The organism is Pseudomonas sp. RL (genome assembly GCF_000647775.1).
Classification (GTDB): Bacteria; Pseudomonadota; Gammaproteobacteria; order Pseudomonadales; family Pseudomonadaceae; genus Serpens; species Serpens flexibilis.
Map to the genome: position 1 here is coordinate 18,504 of NZ_JBOY01000068.1, position 14,560 is coordinate 33,063.

At 66.2% G+C, this 14,560-nt stretch carries 16 protein-coding genes; 2 read left to right on the plus strand and 14 right to left on the minus strand.

What is annotated here, in order from left to right; all coding sequences use genetic code 11:
• Positions 1-112 precede the first annotated feature (112 nt).
• The 11 genes from AS93_RS19305 to AS93_RS19310 form a co-directional block, all read right to left on the minus strand.
• A complete protein-coding gene (locus AS93_RS19305; protein ID WP_051587466.1) occupies positions 113-1,420 on the minus strand; it encodes a flagellar hook-length control protein FliK in 1,308 nt (435 codons plus the stop codon).
• Between the two features lie 93 nt (positions 1,421-1,513).
• Entirely contained in the window at positions 1,514-1,867 is a 354-nt protein-coding gene (locus AS93_RS0112165; RefSeq protein WP_027590868.1) for an Hpt domain-containing protein, read from the minus strand.
• A 71-nt stretch (positions 1,868-1,938) separates the two neighbouring features.
• On the minus strand, positions 1,939-2,388 hold the full coding sequence (fliJ, locus tag AS93_RS0112170) for a flagellar export protein FliJ (RefSeq protein ID WP_027590869.1): 450 nt from the start codon (positions 2,386-2,388) through the stop codon (positions 1,939-1,941).
• Positions 2,389-2,414: 26 nt separating this feature from the next.
• Positions 2,415-3,761, minus strand: a complete 1,347-nt coding sequence (gene fliI, locus AS93_RS0112175; RefSeq protein WP_027590870.1) for a flagellar protein export ATPase FliI — start codon at positions 3,759-3,761, stop codon at positions 2,415-2,417.
• The gene (gene fliH / locus AS93_RS0112180) at positions 3,751-4,545 is read right to left on the minus strand and encodes a flagellar assembly protein FliH (protein WP_027590871.1); all 795 of its coding nucleotides are present in this window, start codon (positions 4,543-4,545) and stop codon (positions 3,751-3,753) included. Before fliH ends, fliI begins: the two co-directional genes overlap by 11 nt.
• A 51-nt stretch (positions 4,546-4,596) precedes the next feature.
• On the minus strand, positions 4,597-5,619 hold the full coding sequence (gene fliG / locus AS93_RS0112185; protein WP_027590872.1) for a flagellar motor switch protein FliG: 1,023 nt from the start codon (positions 5,617-5,619) through the stop codon (positions 4,597-4,599).
• Positions 5,598-7,385: a flagellar basal-body MS-ring/collar protein FliF gene (fliF, locus tag AS93_RS0112190; protein WP_027590873.1), complete on the minus strand. Its 1,788-nt coding sequence runs from the start codon at positions 7,383-7,385 to the stop codon at positions 5,598-5,600. Before fliF ends, fliG begins: the two co-directional genes overlap by 22 nt.
• A 13-nt stretch (positions 7,386-7,398) precedes the next feature.
• On the minus strand, positions 7,399-7,731 hold the full coding sequence (gene fliE, locus AS93_RS0112195; RefSeq protein WP_027590874.1) for a flagellar hook-basal body complex protein FliE: 333 nt from the start codon (positions 7,729-7,731) through the stop codon (positions 7,399-7,401).
• Positions 7,732-7,989: 258 nt separating this feature from the next.
• Positions 7,990-8,289 carry a YcgL domain-containing protein gene (locus tag AS93_RS0112200; RefSeq protein WP_027590875.1) on the minus strand — a complete coding sequence of 100 codons (300 nt, stop codon included), beginning with the start codon at positions 8,287-8,289 and terminating at the stop codon, positions 7,990-7,992.
• Positions 8,286-9,419 carry a ribonuclease D gene (rnd, locus tag AS93_RS0112205; protein WP_027590876.1) on the minus strand — a complete coding sequence of 378 codons (1,134 nt, stop codon included), beginning with the start codon at positions 9,417-9,419 and terminating at the stop codon, positions 8,286-8,288. Before rnd ends, AS93_RS0112200 begins: the two co-directional genes overlap by 4 nt.
• Positions 9,420-9,572: 153 nt before the next feature.
• A complete protein-coding gene (locus tag AS93_RS19310; protein ID WP_037009137.1) occupies positions 9,573-10,364 on the minus strand; it encodes a lysophospholipid acyltransferase family protein in 792 nt (263 codons plus the stop codon).
• A 101-nt stretch (positions 10,365-10,465) separates the two neighbouring features.
• Between AS93_RS19310 and AS93_RS0112215 the strand changes: the two genes are divergently transcribed.
• Both AS93_RS0112215 and AS93_RS0112220 read left to right on the plus strand, forming a co-directional pair.
• Positions 10,466-11,320 carry a sulfurtransferase gene (locus AS93_RS0112215; protein ID WP_027590877.1) on the plus strand — a complete coding sequence of 285 codons (855 nt, stop codon included), beginning with the start codon at positions 10,466-10,468 and terminating at the stop codon, positions 11,318-11,320.
• A 205-nt stretch (positions 11,321-11,525) separates the two neighbouring features.
• A complete protein-coding gene (locus tag AS93_RS0112220) occupies positions 11,526-12,836 on the plus strand; it encodes an outer membrane protein transport protein (protein WP_027590878.1) in 1,311 nt (436 codons plus the stop codon).
• A 146-nt stretch (positions 12,837-12,982) separates the two neighbouring features.
• Here the strand turns inward: AS93_RS0112220 and AS93_RS0112225 are convergent, their stop codons facing one another.
• From AS93_RS0112225 to AS93_RS0112235, 3 genes are all read right to left on the minus strand, one after another.
• Positions 12,983-13,312 (minus strand): four-helix bundle copper-binding protein, encoded by a 330-nt coding sequence (locus AS93_RS0112225; protein ID WP_027590879.1) that lies wholly within the window; start codon positions 13,310-13,312, stop codon positions 12,983-12,985.
• A gap of 84 nt (positions 13,313-13,396) precedes the next feature.
• Positions 13,397-13,951 (minus strand): nitroreductase family protein, encoded by a 555-nt coding sequence (locus AS93_RS0112230; RefSeq protein ID WP_027590880.1) that lies wholly within the window; start codon positions 13,949-13,951, stop codon positions 13,397-13,399.
• A gap of 81 nt (positions 13,952-14,032) precedes the next feature.
• Positions 14,033-14,404: a YkgJ family cysteine cluster protein gene (locus AS93_RS0112235; RefSeq protein WP_027590881.1), complete on the minus strand. Its 372-nt coding sequence runs from the start codon at positions 14,402-14,404 to the stop codon at positions 14,033-14,035.
• Positions 14,405-14,560 lie beyond the last annotated feature (156 nt).

Sequence of the window (14,560 nt, forward strand, 5' to 3'; positions counted from 1 at the left end):
GTCTTATGCCAGTCGATTGCCTGACCCGACGAGCCTCGCGGCGCTGCGCTGCTGGCAGGAGCGGCTTCAGCCCTCATGCAGGAGGGGCTTCAGCCGCGACGTTTCCCTTGCCTCAGGCGTAGAAATCCACCAGGCCACGACCACTCTCCAGCGGCGTGGTCGCGATCAGGCTTTCGGCTTCCAGGCCCTCTTCCGCCTCGGCTCCACCACCGGCCAGGCCATAAGCGCCGCGCTCATCGGCCTGGCGCTCGCCACGGGCCAGGGACTGGTCGGACACGTTGACATCGAACTGCCCCAGCCCCTGCTGGTTGAACATCTCTCGCAGCCGGTGCATCTGCCCTTCCAGCGCCTCGCGCACCGAGGCGTGCGGACTGGCGAAGCTGATCTGGGTCTGCTCCTGGTTCAGGCTGATGCGGATCTCGAGGCGACCCAGCTCGGCGGGATCCAGCTGGATCTCCGCGCTACGCAGGTTCTGGCTGGACAACCACATGACGCGCTCCACCACCGCCTCGCTCATGCCGGGCTGGCGCATGGACAGTGGTTGCTGCAGGGCATTGGCGGCCACCTCACGCTGCGCCGCGCTGGCCTGCTGCACGGCCTGAGTCAAAGGATTGACTGGACTGTCGGGGCCTTCGGCCGCGTGCTGCGCGGAACTGCCCGCCGCCGCGCTCAGGCTGCTGCGCAGTAACTCGGTGAAGTCCTGCTCGTCGTCGGCGGCGAGCCCCCCTTCGGGAAGCGCTTCGGAGAGCGTCTCGGTTTTGGCAAGGTGCAGCTCGGGCAGGGCTGCCTGGCGCGCACGGGTCTCGGCCAGAGTCGGCTGCATCTGCCGTGCGCCCAGGGCGCTGGCGGCTGCCTGGGCAACGCCGGCCGTCTGCGAGGCCGCGGCGCTGGCAGGCGCCATCGGATTGGCCACCGCCAGCGTCTGTTCGGCAATATCCGCCTGCGCATCGGGCGAAGCCGTCGCGTCGGCACCCAGGACCGCAGCGGCAGACTCATCCACGGCTTGCGCTTCGGCGGCGGCAACAGGCGTATCCGACGCCGGCGCTGCACTGTCCCGCCCGAACAGCATCAGCGACTCCAGGGATACCGCTTCGGGCTCGGCGGCCAACGTCAGCTCCTCCTCGGGCGGCAGCTCGCCGCCCGGCAGTCCGCTGCCCGGCAATTCGCTGCCCGGCAATTCGTTGCCGAGGACGGCAACGGCTTGCTCATCGGCGGCCAGCGACGACTGATCGTTCGCGGCCTGGGTGTGCCCACCAAGGCTGCTGGCTTCTTCACCGGCGACCGCTTCGCCGCCTTCGCGTGCTCGTGCAAGAATCCCGGAGAAACCGCTCTGGCCCGCTTCTTTTGGCGAGCTGCGCAGGTTCTGGTCGGCGTGCACCGAAGACACCTTCGGCAGAAGGAAATCGGCACCAAGGCTCATGGCTGACTCCGCTGAAATCTAGTAGTGCCAGGCAGAGTGCAAGCAGCGGGCCAATCCAGGAAAAGCCGTCCGGGCAGCTGTGCGGGGGAGGCGTCAGGCGAAGCGGCGGCGTTCGGCGCGGACTAGCACGCGCACCACGGAGAGCTCCTGCTCGACCTGACGCAACAGACCGGCGGCCTGCTCCAGGGCAGCGTCACGGCCGGCACGCTCCAGCTCCAGGCAGAGCTGGGCCAGCGTCACCGCGCCCATGTTGCTGCAGCTGCCCTTGAAGCTGTGCGCCGCCTTGCTCAGCGCTTCGGCGTTGCCACCGCGCAGGGCCTGGCGCAGGGAATGCAGGCGTTCCTCGGAATCGGCCAGGTAAGCATCGAGAAGGGCCGGGTAGTCCTCGGCCATGACATCCTGCAGGCTTTGCAGCACCGCGCTGTCGATATGCGATCGTCCGTACATCTGCTTGTCCTTAGCCGGATGTGTCACTGCGCCATTATGCGCGGCCTGCGAACGCTGCCTCCAGACGCAGGTCAGTCTTCCCGACGAACGAGCATCCGCTGCGCCAGTTCATCGAACTGCTTCTGCTCGCGCGCGTCGGCTACCCGCCGCGCCTCGTCCTGATAGCGCTGCACCAGTTTGCGCAGCCCTTCCAGTCGCATGTGGCACTGCTGCCAGCGCTCGCGCGCCTTGCGCAGGTTGTCGCGGTTCCACTCGACACTGCGCCCTTGCTGCTCGATGGCGGTATCCAGTTGGCCGAGAAAGCGCTGGTAGTTGACCATCCACTGGCCGGAGACACCCTGGCGACCGGAGGTCAGCCACTGCTGCTGATAATCGCTGAGATAGCGCTGCAGATCGCGAAGCTGATTCTCGCTTTGCAACAGCTTTTGCTGGGCTTGCCCCAGCACGCGCGCGGCATCACGTTCCGCCCGTGTGGCCAGGTCCACCACGGGCGCCAGCCGCTGGATGCGCCGATCACTCATTGCCGGTGGCCGCGCTCAGTACCGGGTCACTGGAAGACGGCCGCCAGTTGCGCGGCGTTCTGCCCCAGCTGCTGGCCACCTTCGTTAAGGCCCTGTCGCAGGTAGTGGGCCATCTGCTGCTGCTTGGCGATGGCGAGGTCGGTTTCCGGATCGCCGCCGGGCACGTAGGCGCCGACGCTGAGCAGGTCGCGGCTCTGCTGGTAGCGCGACCAGAAGCGCTTGAAGCGCTGCGCCAGCTGCAGATGCTCCGGCGTGACCACCTGCGGCATCACCCGGCTGATCGACGCCTCGATGTCGATGGCCGGGTAGTGCCCCTCCTCGGCCAGGCGGCGCGACAGCACGATATGGCCGTCGAGCACGCCGCGCGCCGCGTCGGCGATCGGGTCCTGCTGGTCATCCCCTTCGGACAGCACGGTGTAGAAGGCAGTGATCGAACCGCCGCCCTGCTCCGCGTTACCGGCGCGCTCGACCAGCGCCGGCAACTTGGCGAACACCGAGGGCGGGTAACCCTTGGTGGCCGGCGGCTCGCCGATGGCCAGGGCGATCTCGCGCTGGGCCTGGGCATAGCGGGTCAGCGAGTCCATCAGCAACAGGACGTTCTTGCCCTGGTCGCGGAAATACTCGGCGATGCGTGTGCAGTACTGGGCGGCGCGCAGGCGCATCAGCGGCGCCTCGTCGGCCGGCGAGGCGACTACCACGGAGCGCTTGAGGCCTTCCTCGCCGAGGATGTGCTCGATGAATTCCTTCACTTCGCGGCCCCGCTCGCCGATCAACCCAACCACGATGATGTCGGCCTGGGTGAAGCGGGTCATCATGCCCAGCAGCACCGACTTGCCCACGCCGGTGCCGGCGAACAGGCCCAGGCGCTGGCCGCGTCCAACGGTGAGCAGGCCGTTGATGCTGCGAATACCGACGTCCAGCGGCTGGTCGATGGGATGGCGGCGCAGCGGGTTGATCGCCGGCGCGACCAGCGGCACCCAGTCCTCGGCGCGCATGCGGCCCTTGCCGTCCAGTGGCTTGCCGGTGCCGTCCAACACCCGGCCAAGCATGCTCATGCCCATGGGCAGGCGGCCGCTGTCGGCCAGTGGCACCACGCGGGCGCCCGGGGCGATACCGGCCAGACTGCCAACGGGCATCAGGTAGGTCTTGCTGCCGGCGAAGCCCATGACTTCGGCTTCGATCTCCAGCGGATGATGGCGGTCGCCGTTCATCACCAGGCAGCGGCTGCCCACAGCCGCACTGAGGCCTTCGGCTTCCAGGGTCAGGCCGACCATGCGCAGCAGGCGCCCTTCGACCACCGGACGACTGGGCAGGCTGACCGCCTGCTGGTAGCCGGCCAGGCGGCGGGCCAAGGTGGTGCGCTCAAGGCGCATCGGCTTGCTCCCCGCCGGGCAGCTCGACGATCAGGTCGGGCGCCGGCGGATGCAGGCGTTGCTCGCGCTTGTGCTCAAACAGCTGCGCCAGCGCCTGCTTGAGGCGGGTTTCCACGGTGGCATCGACCAGACTGTTCTGGCTTTCCACGCGGCAGCCGCCCGGCTGCAGGCTGGCGTCCTCGATGATCTTCCAGCTTTCCTCGTGGCGTTCGCGCAGCGCCTTGACCAGCTCGAAGTCCTGGGGATTGACGTGGATGCGCAGGTTGCCGGCGCCCATGGGCAGCAGGCCGAGCGCTTCGGAGAGGATCAGTTGCAGCTGGCTGGAATCGGTGCGCAGCTCGCGCTGGATGACCTCGCGGCTGACATGGGCGACCAGGTCGACCAGCGCCAGCTCCAGCGCCTGGTCCTGCTCGGCGATGGGCTCCAGCAGGTGACCCATCAACTGTTCCAGGCGCGCCAGCTGCTCGTTCAGGCGGGCCTCCGCCTCCTGGCGGGCGCGCAGCTGGCCGGCGTGGAAGCCGTCCTTCTCGCCCGTGGAAAAGCCTTCGTTGTAGGCATCCTGACGGATGGCCTCCAGCTCTTCGAGGGTGATCGGCTGCACCGCCTCGACCGGAACTTCCTCGATGCTGGCCTGGACTTCCGGCTCCGGCTCCGCTTCGGGCAGCGGCTCCGGCGCGGGCGCCGGTTTGAGCGGATCGAAGCTGGGCAGCAGCCAGCGCTCGAACGGCGGCAGGTCGCTGGCGCGGATCAGATCGCTTTCGTATTCGCCTTGGCCATTCTGCATGGTGACTCGACTCTCGCCCCGCCAGGGGTCTGGCTATCCCGGCAAGCGGGATCAGATCATTTCTTCGGCGCCCTTCGGGCCGATGACGATTTCGCCGGCTTCGGCCATGCGACGCGCGATGCCGAGGATTTCCTTCTGCGCCGCCTCGACATCGCTGACGCGCACCGGGCCGAGGCTTTCCAGGTCGTCGCGCAGCAGCTCGCCGGCGCGCTTGGACATGTTCTTGAAGATCTTTTCCTTGACGTTCTCGTCGGCGCCCTTGAGGGCCAGGGTGAGCACGTCGGAGGAGATCTCGCGCAGCAGCGCCTGGATGCCGCGGTCGTCGATGTCGGCCAGGTTCTCGAAGACGAACATCAGGTCTTCGATCTCCAGCGCCAGCTCCTCGTCCAGCTCGCGGATGGCATCCATCAGCGGGCCTTCGATGGTGCTGTCCAGGTAGTTCATGATGTCGGCGGCACGCTTCACGCCGCCCAGGGTGGCGCGACTGGTGTTGGTGTTGCCGGAGAACTGCTTCTCGAGGATGGTGTTGAGCTCCTTGAGCGCCGCCGGTTGCACGGTGTTCAGCGAGGACACGCGCAGCAGGATGTCCAGGCGCGCCTTGTGCGGGAAGTGGCTGAGCACCTCGCTGGCCTGGTCGGCGTCCAGGTAGGCCACCACGATGGCCTGGATCTGCGGGTGTTCGTAGCGGATCACGTCGGCCACGGCGCGCGGCTCCATCCACTTCAGGCTGTCCAGGCCGCTGGTGCTGCCGCCCAGCAGGATGCGGTCGATCAGGCTGCCCGCCTTGTCCTCGCCCAGGGCCTGGGTGAGCATCTTGCGGATGTAGCCGTCGGTACCCACGCCCAGGCCGGTCTGCTCGCCGACCATGACGATGAATTCGCTGAGGACTTCCTCGACCTGCTCGCGGTGCACGTTGCCCAGGTGGGCCATGGCCACACCGACCTTCTGCACTTCCTTGGGGCCCAGATGACGCAGTACCTGCGCGGCGTCGGTCTCGCCCAGGGAGAGCAGCAGGATGCCGGCCTTGTCGACTTTGCTCAGTTTGCTCACGGTCACTCGTCCCCGTTGATCCATTCTTTGACGACTTCGGCAACGCGGGCCGGGTTTTCCGCCACCAGGTTCTTGATGGCGTTCAGCTGGGCTTCGAATCCGTCATTGGGGTTGGCCAGCATGATCTGCTGGGCCGAACCGCTCAGGCTCAGTTGGTCTTCATCCAGCTCGGAGGACAACGGCTGCAGGTCGCGCTCGAGCGGCACCAGATCCTTGCCTTCGCCCTTCTTGTTGCCGGTGATGTTGTTGAGCAGCGGACGCAGCACGCCGAACACCAACGCGAGGATGAACAGCGCGCCGATGATCTGCTTGGCGATGTCCCAGAACCAGGGCTGCGCGTAGAACGGGATCTCCTCGAACACTTCGCCACGGTCGGCGACGAACGGCGTGTTGACCACGCTGACGCTGTCGCCACGGCTGGCATCGAAGCCCACCGCGTCCTGCACCAGGCGGGTGAAGCGCGCCAGGTCCTCGGCACTCCAGGGCTGGTAGGTGACGGTGCCGGACTGCGGATCGACGACCTGCTGGTCGTCCACCACCACGGCGATGGACAAACGGCGAACGCGGCCCTGCTGCTGGCGGGTGTAGCTGATGGAGCGATCCAGCTCGTAGTTGCGGGTCGCCTGCTCGCGCTTGTCGGCCGGATACGGCGCCAGCATCGGCGTGCCGGTGGCCGGATCCATGATCTGCTGGCCGTTGGCGTCCAGCAGCGGCTGGCCGGGCGGAATCGCGCCGGCATTCGCGGCGCCGAAGCCCAGCTGTTCGGGCGCGGCGCCCGGGGCCGGCGGCTGGTTGCTCAGCGCGCCCGGAACACCTTGCGGAGGCAGGCTGCTCTGGCGTTGTTCCTTGACGGCCTGCTCGCTGCGCAGCGCGGGCTGGTCGGGGTTGAAGGTCTCGGTGGTGGACTCGACGGCGTTGAAATCCACGTCGGCGGAGACTTCCGCCTTGTAGCGCTCGTTGCCCAGCACCGGACGCAGGATGTTGTGCACGCGCTGGGTCAGCAGGGTTTCCACCCGGCGGCTGTACTCGAACTGGCGGCCGGCGACGGTCAGCTCGGACAGCTCCTGCTGATCGGAGAGCAGGTTGCCCTTCTGGTCCACCACGGTGACCTGCGACTTGTTCAGCTCCGGCACGCTGGTGGCCACCAGGTTGATGATCGCCTGGACCTGGCCGGGCTCCAGGTTGCGTCCCTGAAACAGCTCCAGCAGCACCGAAGCGCTGGGCTTGCGCTCGTCGCGCACGAACACCGAGCTCTTCGGAATGGCCAGGTGCACGCGCGCCGATTTGACGCCGTTGAGGCTGGCGATGGTGCGCCCCAACTCGCCTTCCAGACCACGGCGGTAACGCGCCGCTTCCATGAACTGGCTGGTGCCCAGGCTCTGCTCGCGGTCGAGGATCTCGAAGCCCACGCTGTTGTCGCGTGGCGCCACGCCGGCGGTGGCCAGTTTCAGGCGCGCCTGGGCCATGTCCTGGGCCTTGACCAGCAGGGCGCCGGAATTGGGTTCGACGGTGTAGTGGATGCCGGCGGTGTTGAGGACATCGACCACCTGGCTGACGTCCATACCGTTGAGGTTGCCGTACAGGGGGCGGTAGTCCGGCTGCTGGGACCAGAGCACCACGGCGAAACCGATGGCCACGCTGGCGGCCAGCCCGACCAGCAGGCCCACCTGGCGCAGCATGGACATTTCGGAAAGGTTTTCCAGGAAGGCGAGCCCGAACAGCGGCGGCTTCTTGGCCGGGGCTTCCGCCTCGTTGGAATGGGCGGGAACCTTCGCTACAGCGTCAGACATGGATCATCCGTCCTTAGATCGACATCTGCATGATGTCCTGGTAGGCCTGCACCAGCTTGTTACGCACCTGGGTCATGGCCTGGAAGGACACCGAGGCCTTCTGCGAGGCGATCATCACATCAGTCAGGTCCACCCCACCCTGGCCCATTTCGAAGGCGGTGGCGAGCTGGTTGGCGGAGCTCTGGGTCTGGCTCACCTTGTTGACCGCCTGCCCCAGCAGATCGGCGAAGCTCGGCATGCCGTTGGCCGGCGCCTCGGGCTGTGCCGGCTTGAAACGGGCCATGGCGTCCGCCTGCATGGAACGCATGTCCATCAGCAAACGATTGAACTGCACACCCTGACTCATGTGTCATTTCCTCTTACTGGCGGCATAGATTTGACGCCCCACATCACAGAGCCCAGACATAGCAACATCAGTGCCAAGGGCCAAGTCATTGATTGAGCGAGAGTTTTGCTTGCGCTACAGGCTGTCGGAAAGTGGACGGTGGCGCACACCGACGAGACGGCCCACCCCGGCCGCCCCGAAAAACGTCGATTTCGTCACTTAGTGGCGCGACGATAGCATATTGATTTGCACATGCCAGCTCCGAAAGGAGCCCTTCGCTTACAGCGGATCGTTCATGCGCAGCAGTTCGTCGGGCAGATGCTCGATGTAGTCATCGTCCAGATCGGGCGGCGGCATCTGCAGGTGGTAGCCCTGCTTGTCGAGGTTCTCCAGCACCTGGTGGATGTCCTCGCGGGCCAGCTGGCGCTCGGGGTGCAGTACCAGATCGAAGGCCAGCTGCGGCGTGCCGAAGGCGGCGAGCAGACCTTCCGGCACTCGCGCCAAGGCGTCGCTTTTCAATACGTAGAGGTACATCTCGCGCTTGCGCGGGCTCTTGTAGATGGAACAGATGCGTTTCATGCCGATTCTCCGGGAGCGGACAACGCCTCGAGCAACGCCTGTCCGAGGCGTTCACGGCGCCAGCCGCGCAGGTTGTCCGGCAATTCATAGGGGCCGTTGGGGTAGCCACTGCGCAGCAGGGCTTCCAGGGATTTCTTGCGCAGCATCAGCTCGGGCGCCATGTCCAGGCGCGCCGCCTCGGCCTGGCCAACCGCGCGCAGCTTCTTGAGCAGGCGACCGACTTCCAGCGGCAGCGGTTCGTCCACCGGCTGCGGCCAGGCGTCGGGCGGCAGCGCCGCCGCCTGGCGGATCAGTTGCAGGAGGGTTTCGCCATCCTGGCGCACAGTGCGCGGATGCATGTCTTCAATGCGCGACAGCGCGCCCAGCTCCGCGGGCTGGTAGCGCGCCAGCGGCCACAGCGAGGCTTCGCGCAGGATGCGGTTGCGCGGCACATCGCGACGGCGCGCCTCACGCTCGCGCCAGGCGTACAGGGCCCGGTACACCGCCAGTTGCTGGCGGGACAGCTTCCAGGCCAGCTTGCCGTCGCGATACATCTCGTCCGGGTCGACCTCGCGGCGCAGGTTGGCGACCAGCTCGGCGCCGTCCTCCAGCAGCCAGCCACGCTTTTCCGCGCTGAGCCGTTCGTCCAGCGCGCGATAGACCTCGACCAGGTGCTGCACATCCTCGGCGGCGTAGCGCACCTGCATGTCGCTCAGCGGGCGCTGCAACCAGTCGGAGCGAGTTTCGCCCTTGGGCAGCTCCACGCCCAGCAGCGCCTGCACCAGGCGCGAGTAGCCCATGGAAAAGCCCAGATTGAGGTAGGCCGCCGCCAGTTGGGTGTCGAACAACGGCTGCGGCAGGGTGCCGGTCAGGCGCTGGAACACTTCCAGGTCCTCGCTGCAGGCATGCAGCACCTTGACCACCGCGGGGTCATCCAGCAGCGCGGCGAACGGTGACCAGTCGCGGATGCACAGCGGATCGATCAGCGCGGCCTGCCGGCCATCACCGACCTGCACCAGGCCGGCGATCGGATAGAAGGTGTCGACCCGCATGAACTCGGTATCCAGCACCACGAAAGGCTGCGCGCGCCAGGCGGCGCACTGCTGCGCCAGCTCGGCGTCGTCGCGGATCCAGTGAATGTCGATGGCCACGCGGGTCTCCTCGATTGCCGGCACGTCGATTGCGGGCGCGCAGTATACAGCGCGTCGCGTTTTGCGCGCGGCGTCGCAAATACGGCTCGCTCGGGACGGCGGCACGCCCGGCGGGGCCGGCTGCACGCCGGTCGACAGAACCCGGAAACGGGCTCAGGCCAGGGTCAGCTCCTCGCTGACCGTCCCGGCCGGGGCGACGCCCTTGTCGAGCATGGCCTGCAGGCGCGCGCGGGTTTCGGCCATCAGCTCGGGCAGGCGCTCCACGGAATACTGGCTGGCGTCGATGGGCTCGCCGATTTCCACCTCCACCGGCATGCCCAGGTTCAGCCTCCAGGTACGTGCCGGCAGCACCTGGTGAATGCCGCGGATCGCCAGCGGCACGATGACCGCATCGGTGTCCAGCGCCAGGTGGAAGCAGCCCTTCTTGAAGGGCAGCAGCCGGCCATCGGCCGAACGGGTGCCTTCCGGAGCGGCCCACAGCACGATGCCGCTTTCCATCAGACGACGCGCGTTCTGCAGGTCGCGCACGGCCTGGTGGCGGTTGCCGCGATTGATGGAAGGGAATTCACCGGCGCGCAGGGTCTGGCCGAACAGCGGAATGGAGAACAGTTCCTTCTTGGCCAGCATGCGGATCGAGCCAGGCAGGTGGGCGAAGCTCACCGGGATGTCGTAGTGGCTGGAATGGTTGCAGAGAATGATGTAGCGGCGGCCGTCGGAGAAATCCGGCGCCTGCCCCTGCACGCGGATGTCGATGCGCGCCATGCGCAGCAGCACCCGGGCCCAGCTGCGCGCATAACGGTCGATGTGCTCGCGGCGCAGCCGGCCCACGGCGGCGCGCATCAGGATGACGCAGCAGTGATAGGCGGTCAGCAGCACACTGCCCAGGACAACCCCCACGCGGCGTGCCAGCGTGGCGCTCTCGGTGATGACAGCCAGATTAGACATGAACGCTCCCATTTCTCTGACGGGTCTATGCCAGGCGACTGGCGAAATATGACAGCCACCTTATGATGCCTGCCCTGCCCTTCGCGACACAGGAGCCACCCATGTCCTTTGCCCGCCTGCTGACTGCGCCCCAACTTGCCGAACGCCTGTCGGCGCCGGAGCTGCGCATCCTCGACTGCCGTTTCGCCCTCGACGACCCCGCCTACGGTCGTACCCGCTACGCCGAGGGGCATGTGCCCGGGGCCCAGTTCGCCGACCTGGAGCGGGACCTGTCCGGCCCGATCATCAAGGGGGTGACCGGTCGCCACCCGCTGCCGGACCCCGCCCGCCTGCAGGAGGCCCTGCGCGCCTGGGGCGTGGATCAGGACAGCACCATCGTGCTCTACGACGACGGCCCCGGCGCCTTCGCGGCGCGGGCCTGGTGGCTGCTGGCGTGGCTCGGCAAGCGTGACGGCGTGTTCCTGCTCGACGGCGGCTTCCAGGCCTGGCAGGCCGCCGGCCTGCCGGTAACCGCGCAGGTCACCGAACCGGCACGCGGGGACTTCACCGCTCGCCCGGACGCCTGCCTGGTCGTGGAGGCCGATCAACTGGGCCGGCGTCTGGCGGAGCCTGGCCTGACCCTGATCGATGCCCGTGCCCTGCCGCGCTTTCGCGGCGAGGTGGAGCCGCTGGACCCGGTCGCCGGCCACATCCCCGGCGCCCGCTGCGCTCCCTTCACCGACAATCTGGGCGCCGACGGACGCTTTCTGCCGCCCGAACAGTTGCGCCAGCGCTTCGAAAACCTGCTGGCGGGACGCAACCCCGAACAACTGGTGGCCTATTGCGGCTCGGGCGTTACCGCCTGCCATAACCTGTTCGCCATGAGCCTCGCCGGCCTGCCGCTGGCGCCGCTGTATGCCGGCTCCTGGAGCGAGTGGATCACCGATCCGGCACGCCCGGTGGCCAGAGGTGACTGAACAGTCACTCAGGGACCCTATATTTCCTTAGAGAACAAATAGTTACATTGGTAGCCCGGTTTTTTTAGCATGCTTTATCGCAACCCATTCACGGCAAGCATAAATCCTGCGAAAGCCGCGATACAGAGCGGTTTGCACCTAGAACGGGGGAATTCTTCCTGTTAGCGTCGCCCGCTCGCTTCAACTTGAAAAACCGGAGTTACCGATGAAACAAGCCTGGATAAAAACAACACTGGCTCTGGCGATTGGCGCCCTGTCGAGCCAGGCACTGGCAAACGGACTGGCCATCAACGAGCACAGCGCCAGCGGCATGGGAACCGCCTTCGCCGGCCGTTCCTCCAATGTCCTGGACGCCAGCATCGTGGCCGGCAACCCGGCCGGCATGTCCAAGCTTGAGCGTCGCGAGGTCAGCGGTGGTCTGGCGTTCATCCATGCGCTGACGGATATCGAAGCGACAAGTGCCAAGTACAAGGCAACAGACACCGCCGACGGCGACATGGTGCCTTTCTCCACCATCCCGTTCGGCTACTACGTCACCCCGGTCAACGACAAGCTGCACTTCGGTCTTGGCCTGTATGTGCCGTTCGCTGTAATCAGTGACTACGAGAAGAACTTTCAAGGCCGCTACAAGGGCCTCTACAGCGAAGTGGAAGTAGTCAACCTGCAACCCACCATCAGCTACAAGGTCAACGATCAGGTATCTGTGGGCGGTGGCCTGGTCATCAGCCGTATCTATGGCAAGTTGACCAACAATCTGACCTTTAATCCCGGCCTGTCGGACGCAGACGTTGAAATCGAAGGCGACGATATCGCCTACGGATACAATCTCGGCGTGCTGGTGGATATCAATGAACAGCTGAGCTGGGGCCTGACCTATAAGTCCCAAGTCAAATACAGCCTGGAAGGCGACACAAAGGTTAGCGATATCTCTGCATTGACCGGCATGAGTGCATTGAATGGCACCTATGACGCAACCGTAGACATCACTATGCCGGAGTCTATTGATACCTCGGTGACCTACCGTGTGGATGACCAGTGGACCCTGTACGGCGGCGCCACCTGGACACGTTGGAGCCGTCTGGATGCCTTGGTTGTTAAGAGTACCGGCGTGCCAGCCCCCTTTGACGCCAAATTTGGCAAACTCACCGAAGAGCTGAAATGGGAAGATACCTTGGCCTTTGCTGTTGGCGCTTCCTATCAGCTGAATCCGCAATGGGTGCTGCGTGCAGGTCTCGCCGTCGACGAATCGCCGACCAATGATGCCCACCGTACCACTCGCATCCCGGTGTCGGATCGCACCATTGTCTCCTTCGGTGCTGGCTGGAATATCAACCAGGACATGACCCTGGACCTGGCCTATTCCTATCTGATCGAGGATGAAGGAGAGGTCAACCAAGCCGCCACGAGCATACCCACCCCCCCGCTTGGAGCCCCCCTCACCATCCAGCCCGCTTACTCCGCTAAATACGAAAACTCCGCCCACGGCCTGGCAGCCCAGCTGACCTACCGCTTCTAAGCGGCTGTGGCGTAACGAAAAGCCGGACCCTTGGGTCCGGCTTTTTCATTTTCTGTAGGGTGGACAACGCGTTTCTTGTCCACCAAGCAGCCCGCACACAAGCGGTGGACAGAAAAACGCTGTCCACCCTACGAACGCATGCCACCCTATGCCGCCATGCGCTCGCAGGCCTCGGCGCAGGCCGTGCACGCCTTAGCGCAGGCCTGGCAATGGTCGTGTTTGTGACCGGCACATTCGCTGGCGCAGGCGCGGCAGGCTTCGGCGCACACCCGACACAGCGCTGCGGCCTGCTCGCTGTCCCGCATCATCAGCACGGCGCACAGCCGACACAGGTCCGCACAATCGCGATCCAGCTGGATGCAGCGGGCCATCATCTTCACATCCTCCTCGCGCAGGCAGGAGGTGGCGCAATGTTCGCAGGCCTCGGCACACCGGGTGCAGGCCTGGACGCAGTCTTGGTAGCGGGAATTGATCATGGGTGCCCTCCGACGGTTCAGGACAGCATGGCGCTGCCGGAACTGTTGAGACCGGACCACCCCGGACGGGTTCTGCCCCTGCGATCAGCCCTGCCAGGCGGTCACGAAGTCGCCGGGATCCAGCTCCTGCGGGGTGCGGCGTTCGCCTTCGGCACGCCCCAGGTAGATGAAGCCGACGATCTGTTCCTTCGCGCCGACGCCCAGGCCGGCCTTGACGAGGGGGTCGTGGGAAAGATCGCCGCTGCGCCAGATCGCCCCGAGGCCCAGCGCATGGGCGGCGATCACGATGCCATGGGCGGCACAGCCGGCGGAGAGCAACTGCTCGCTCTCCGGCACCTTGAAGTGTGTCTTCGGCGAGGCGATGACGACCACCAGCAGCGGCGCGCGCAGCGGCATGGCGCGGGCCTTGGCGAGCATCTCCGGCTTGGCGCCGCTGGCCGACACCGCCTGGGCGAACAGCTCACCCAGGCGCTCGCGGGCGGCCCCTTCGATGGTCAGGAACCGCCAGGGCCGCAACTGGCCATGGTCGGGGGCGCGCAACGCCGCGCGGAACAGCAGCTGGCGCTGCGCCGCGTCCGGCGCCGGGTCATGCAACCGCGGCACGGACACGCGGGTCAGCAGAGCGTCAAGAGCCTCCATGGGCCACCTCCAGAATCGATACAGGCAGCCATTCTAGTGGCCCAGGCGCCAGAAAGGGGATGTCGCGCGCGCCGCGCCCGCTCAGGCGACGCGATCGGGGGACAGGTCCGGCTGCAGCGGCGGCGTCACGGGCGGCAGGCCATGGGCGGCGCGGGCGGCATCGCAGTTCGGGTTGTGCTGACCATTGGCCCACGAGGCTTCGAACTCGCGGCAGGTGCTGGAGCGCTGTTCGTACATGGTGCAGCGCACCGAGCAGCCGACATCGCCGAGCAGCGCCACGCAGCGCGCCGGCTTGGCGTCGGTGCCGATCATGGCGGCGTGATAGGGGGAAATCTGCACGACCCGATCATCTGGCACGCTGCCGCCGGCGGAACGGCATTCGCCCCAGTAGAAGGACACACGAAAGTACGCGCAGCAAGCGCCGCATGTGAGGCAGGGGTTCTCTTGAGACATGGGGAGCAGACTCGGAAACCGGCAGAGCAGCCGGCGCTGGGCGGCTATTCTATGCATCGCATTCCGGCTGTGAAGAGGGCTGCGAAAGAATTTCGTCAGCCCTCGCCGCTCGGTTTACAGGCGGGGTCACAAGGGTAGAATGCGCCCCTCCTTTTC

What these genes read in the sequence shown, in the direction of transcription:
- AS93_RS19305 (WP_051587466.1), bottom strand. Translation starts at nt 1,420, where the DNA reads ATGAGCCTTGGTGCCGATTTCCTTCTGCCGAAGGTGTCTTCGGTGCAC.
- AS93_RS0112165 (WP_027590868.1), bottom strand. Translation starts at nt 1,867, where the DNA reads ATGTACGGACGATCGCATATCGACAGCGCGGTGCTGCAAAGCCTGCAG.
- fliJ (WP_027590869.1), bottom strand. Translation starts at nt 2,388, where the DNA reads ATGAGTGATCGGCGCATCCAGCGGCTGGCGCCCGTGGTGGACCTGGCC.
- fliI (WP_027590870.1), bottom strand. Translation starts at nt 3,761, where the DNA reads ATGCGCCTTGAGCGCACCACCTTGGCCCGCCGCCTGGCCGGCTACCAG.
- fliH (WP_027590871.1), bottom strand. Translation starts at nt 4,545, where the DNA reads ATGCAGAATGGCCAAGGCGAATACGAAAGCGATCTGATCCGCGCCAGC.
- fliG (WP_027590872.1), bottom strand. Translation starts at nt 5,619, where the DNA reads ATGGATCAACGGGGACGAGTGACCGTGAGCAAACTGAGCAAAGTCGAC.
- fliF (WP_027590873.1), bottom strand. Translation starts at nt 7,385, where the DNA reads ATGTCTGACGCTGTAGCGAAGGTTCCCGCCCATTCCAACGAGGCGGAA.
- fliE (WP_027590874.1), bottom strand. Translation starts at nt 7,731, where the DNA reads ATGAGTCAGGGTGTGCAGTTCAATCGTTTGCTGATGGACATGCGTTCC.
- AS93_RS0112200 (WP_027590875.1), bottom strand. Translation starts at nt 8,289, where the DNA reads ATGAAACGCATCTGTTCCATCTACAAGAGCCCGCGCAAGCGCGAGATG.
- AS93_RS19310 (WP_037009137.1), bottom strand. Translation starts at nt 10,364, where the DNA reads ATGTCTAATCTGGCTGTCATCACCGAGAGCGCCACGCTGGCACGCCGC.
- AS93_RS0112215 (WP_027590877.1), top strand. Translation starts at nt 10,466, where the DNA reads ATGTCCTTTGCCCGCCTGCTGACTGCGCCCCAACTTGCCGAACGCCTG.
- AS93_RS0112220 (WP_027590878.1), top strand. Translation starts at nt 11,526, where the DNA reads ATGAAACAAGCCTGGATAAAAACAACACTGGCTCTGGCGATTGGCGCC.
- AS93_RS0112225 (WP_027590879.1), bottom strand. Translation starts at nt 13,312, where the DNA reads ATGATCAATTCCCGCTACCAAGACTGCGTCCAGGCCTGCACCCGGTGT.
- AS93_RS0112230 (WP_027590880.1), bottom strand. Translation starts at nt 13,951, where the DNA reads ATGGAGGCTCTTGACGCTCTGCTGACCCGCGTGTCCGTGCCGCGGTTG.
- AS93_RS0112235 (WP_027590881.1), bottom strand. Translation starts at nt 14,404, where the DNA reads ATGTCTCAAGAGAACCCCTGCCTCACATGCGGCGCTTGCTGCGCGTAC.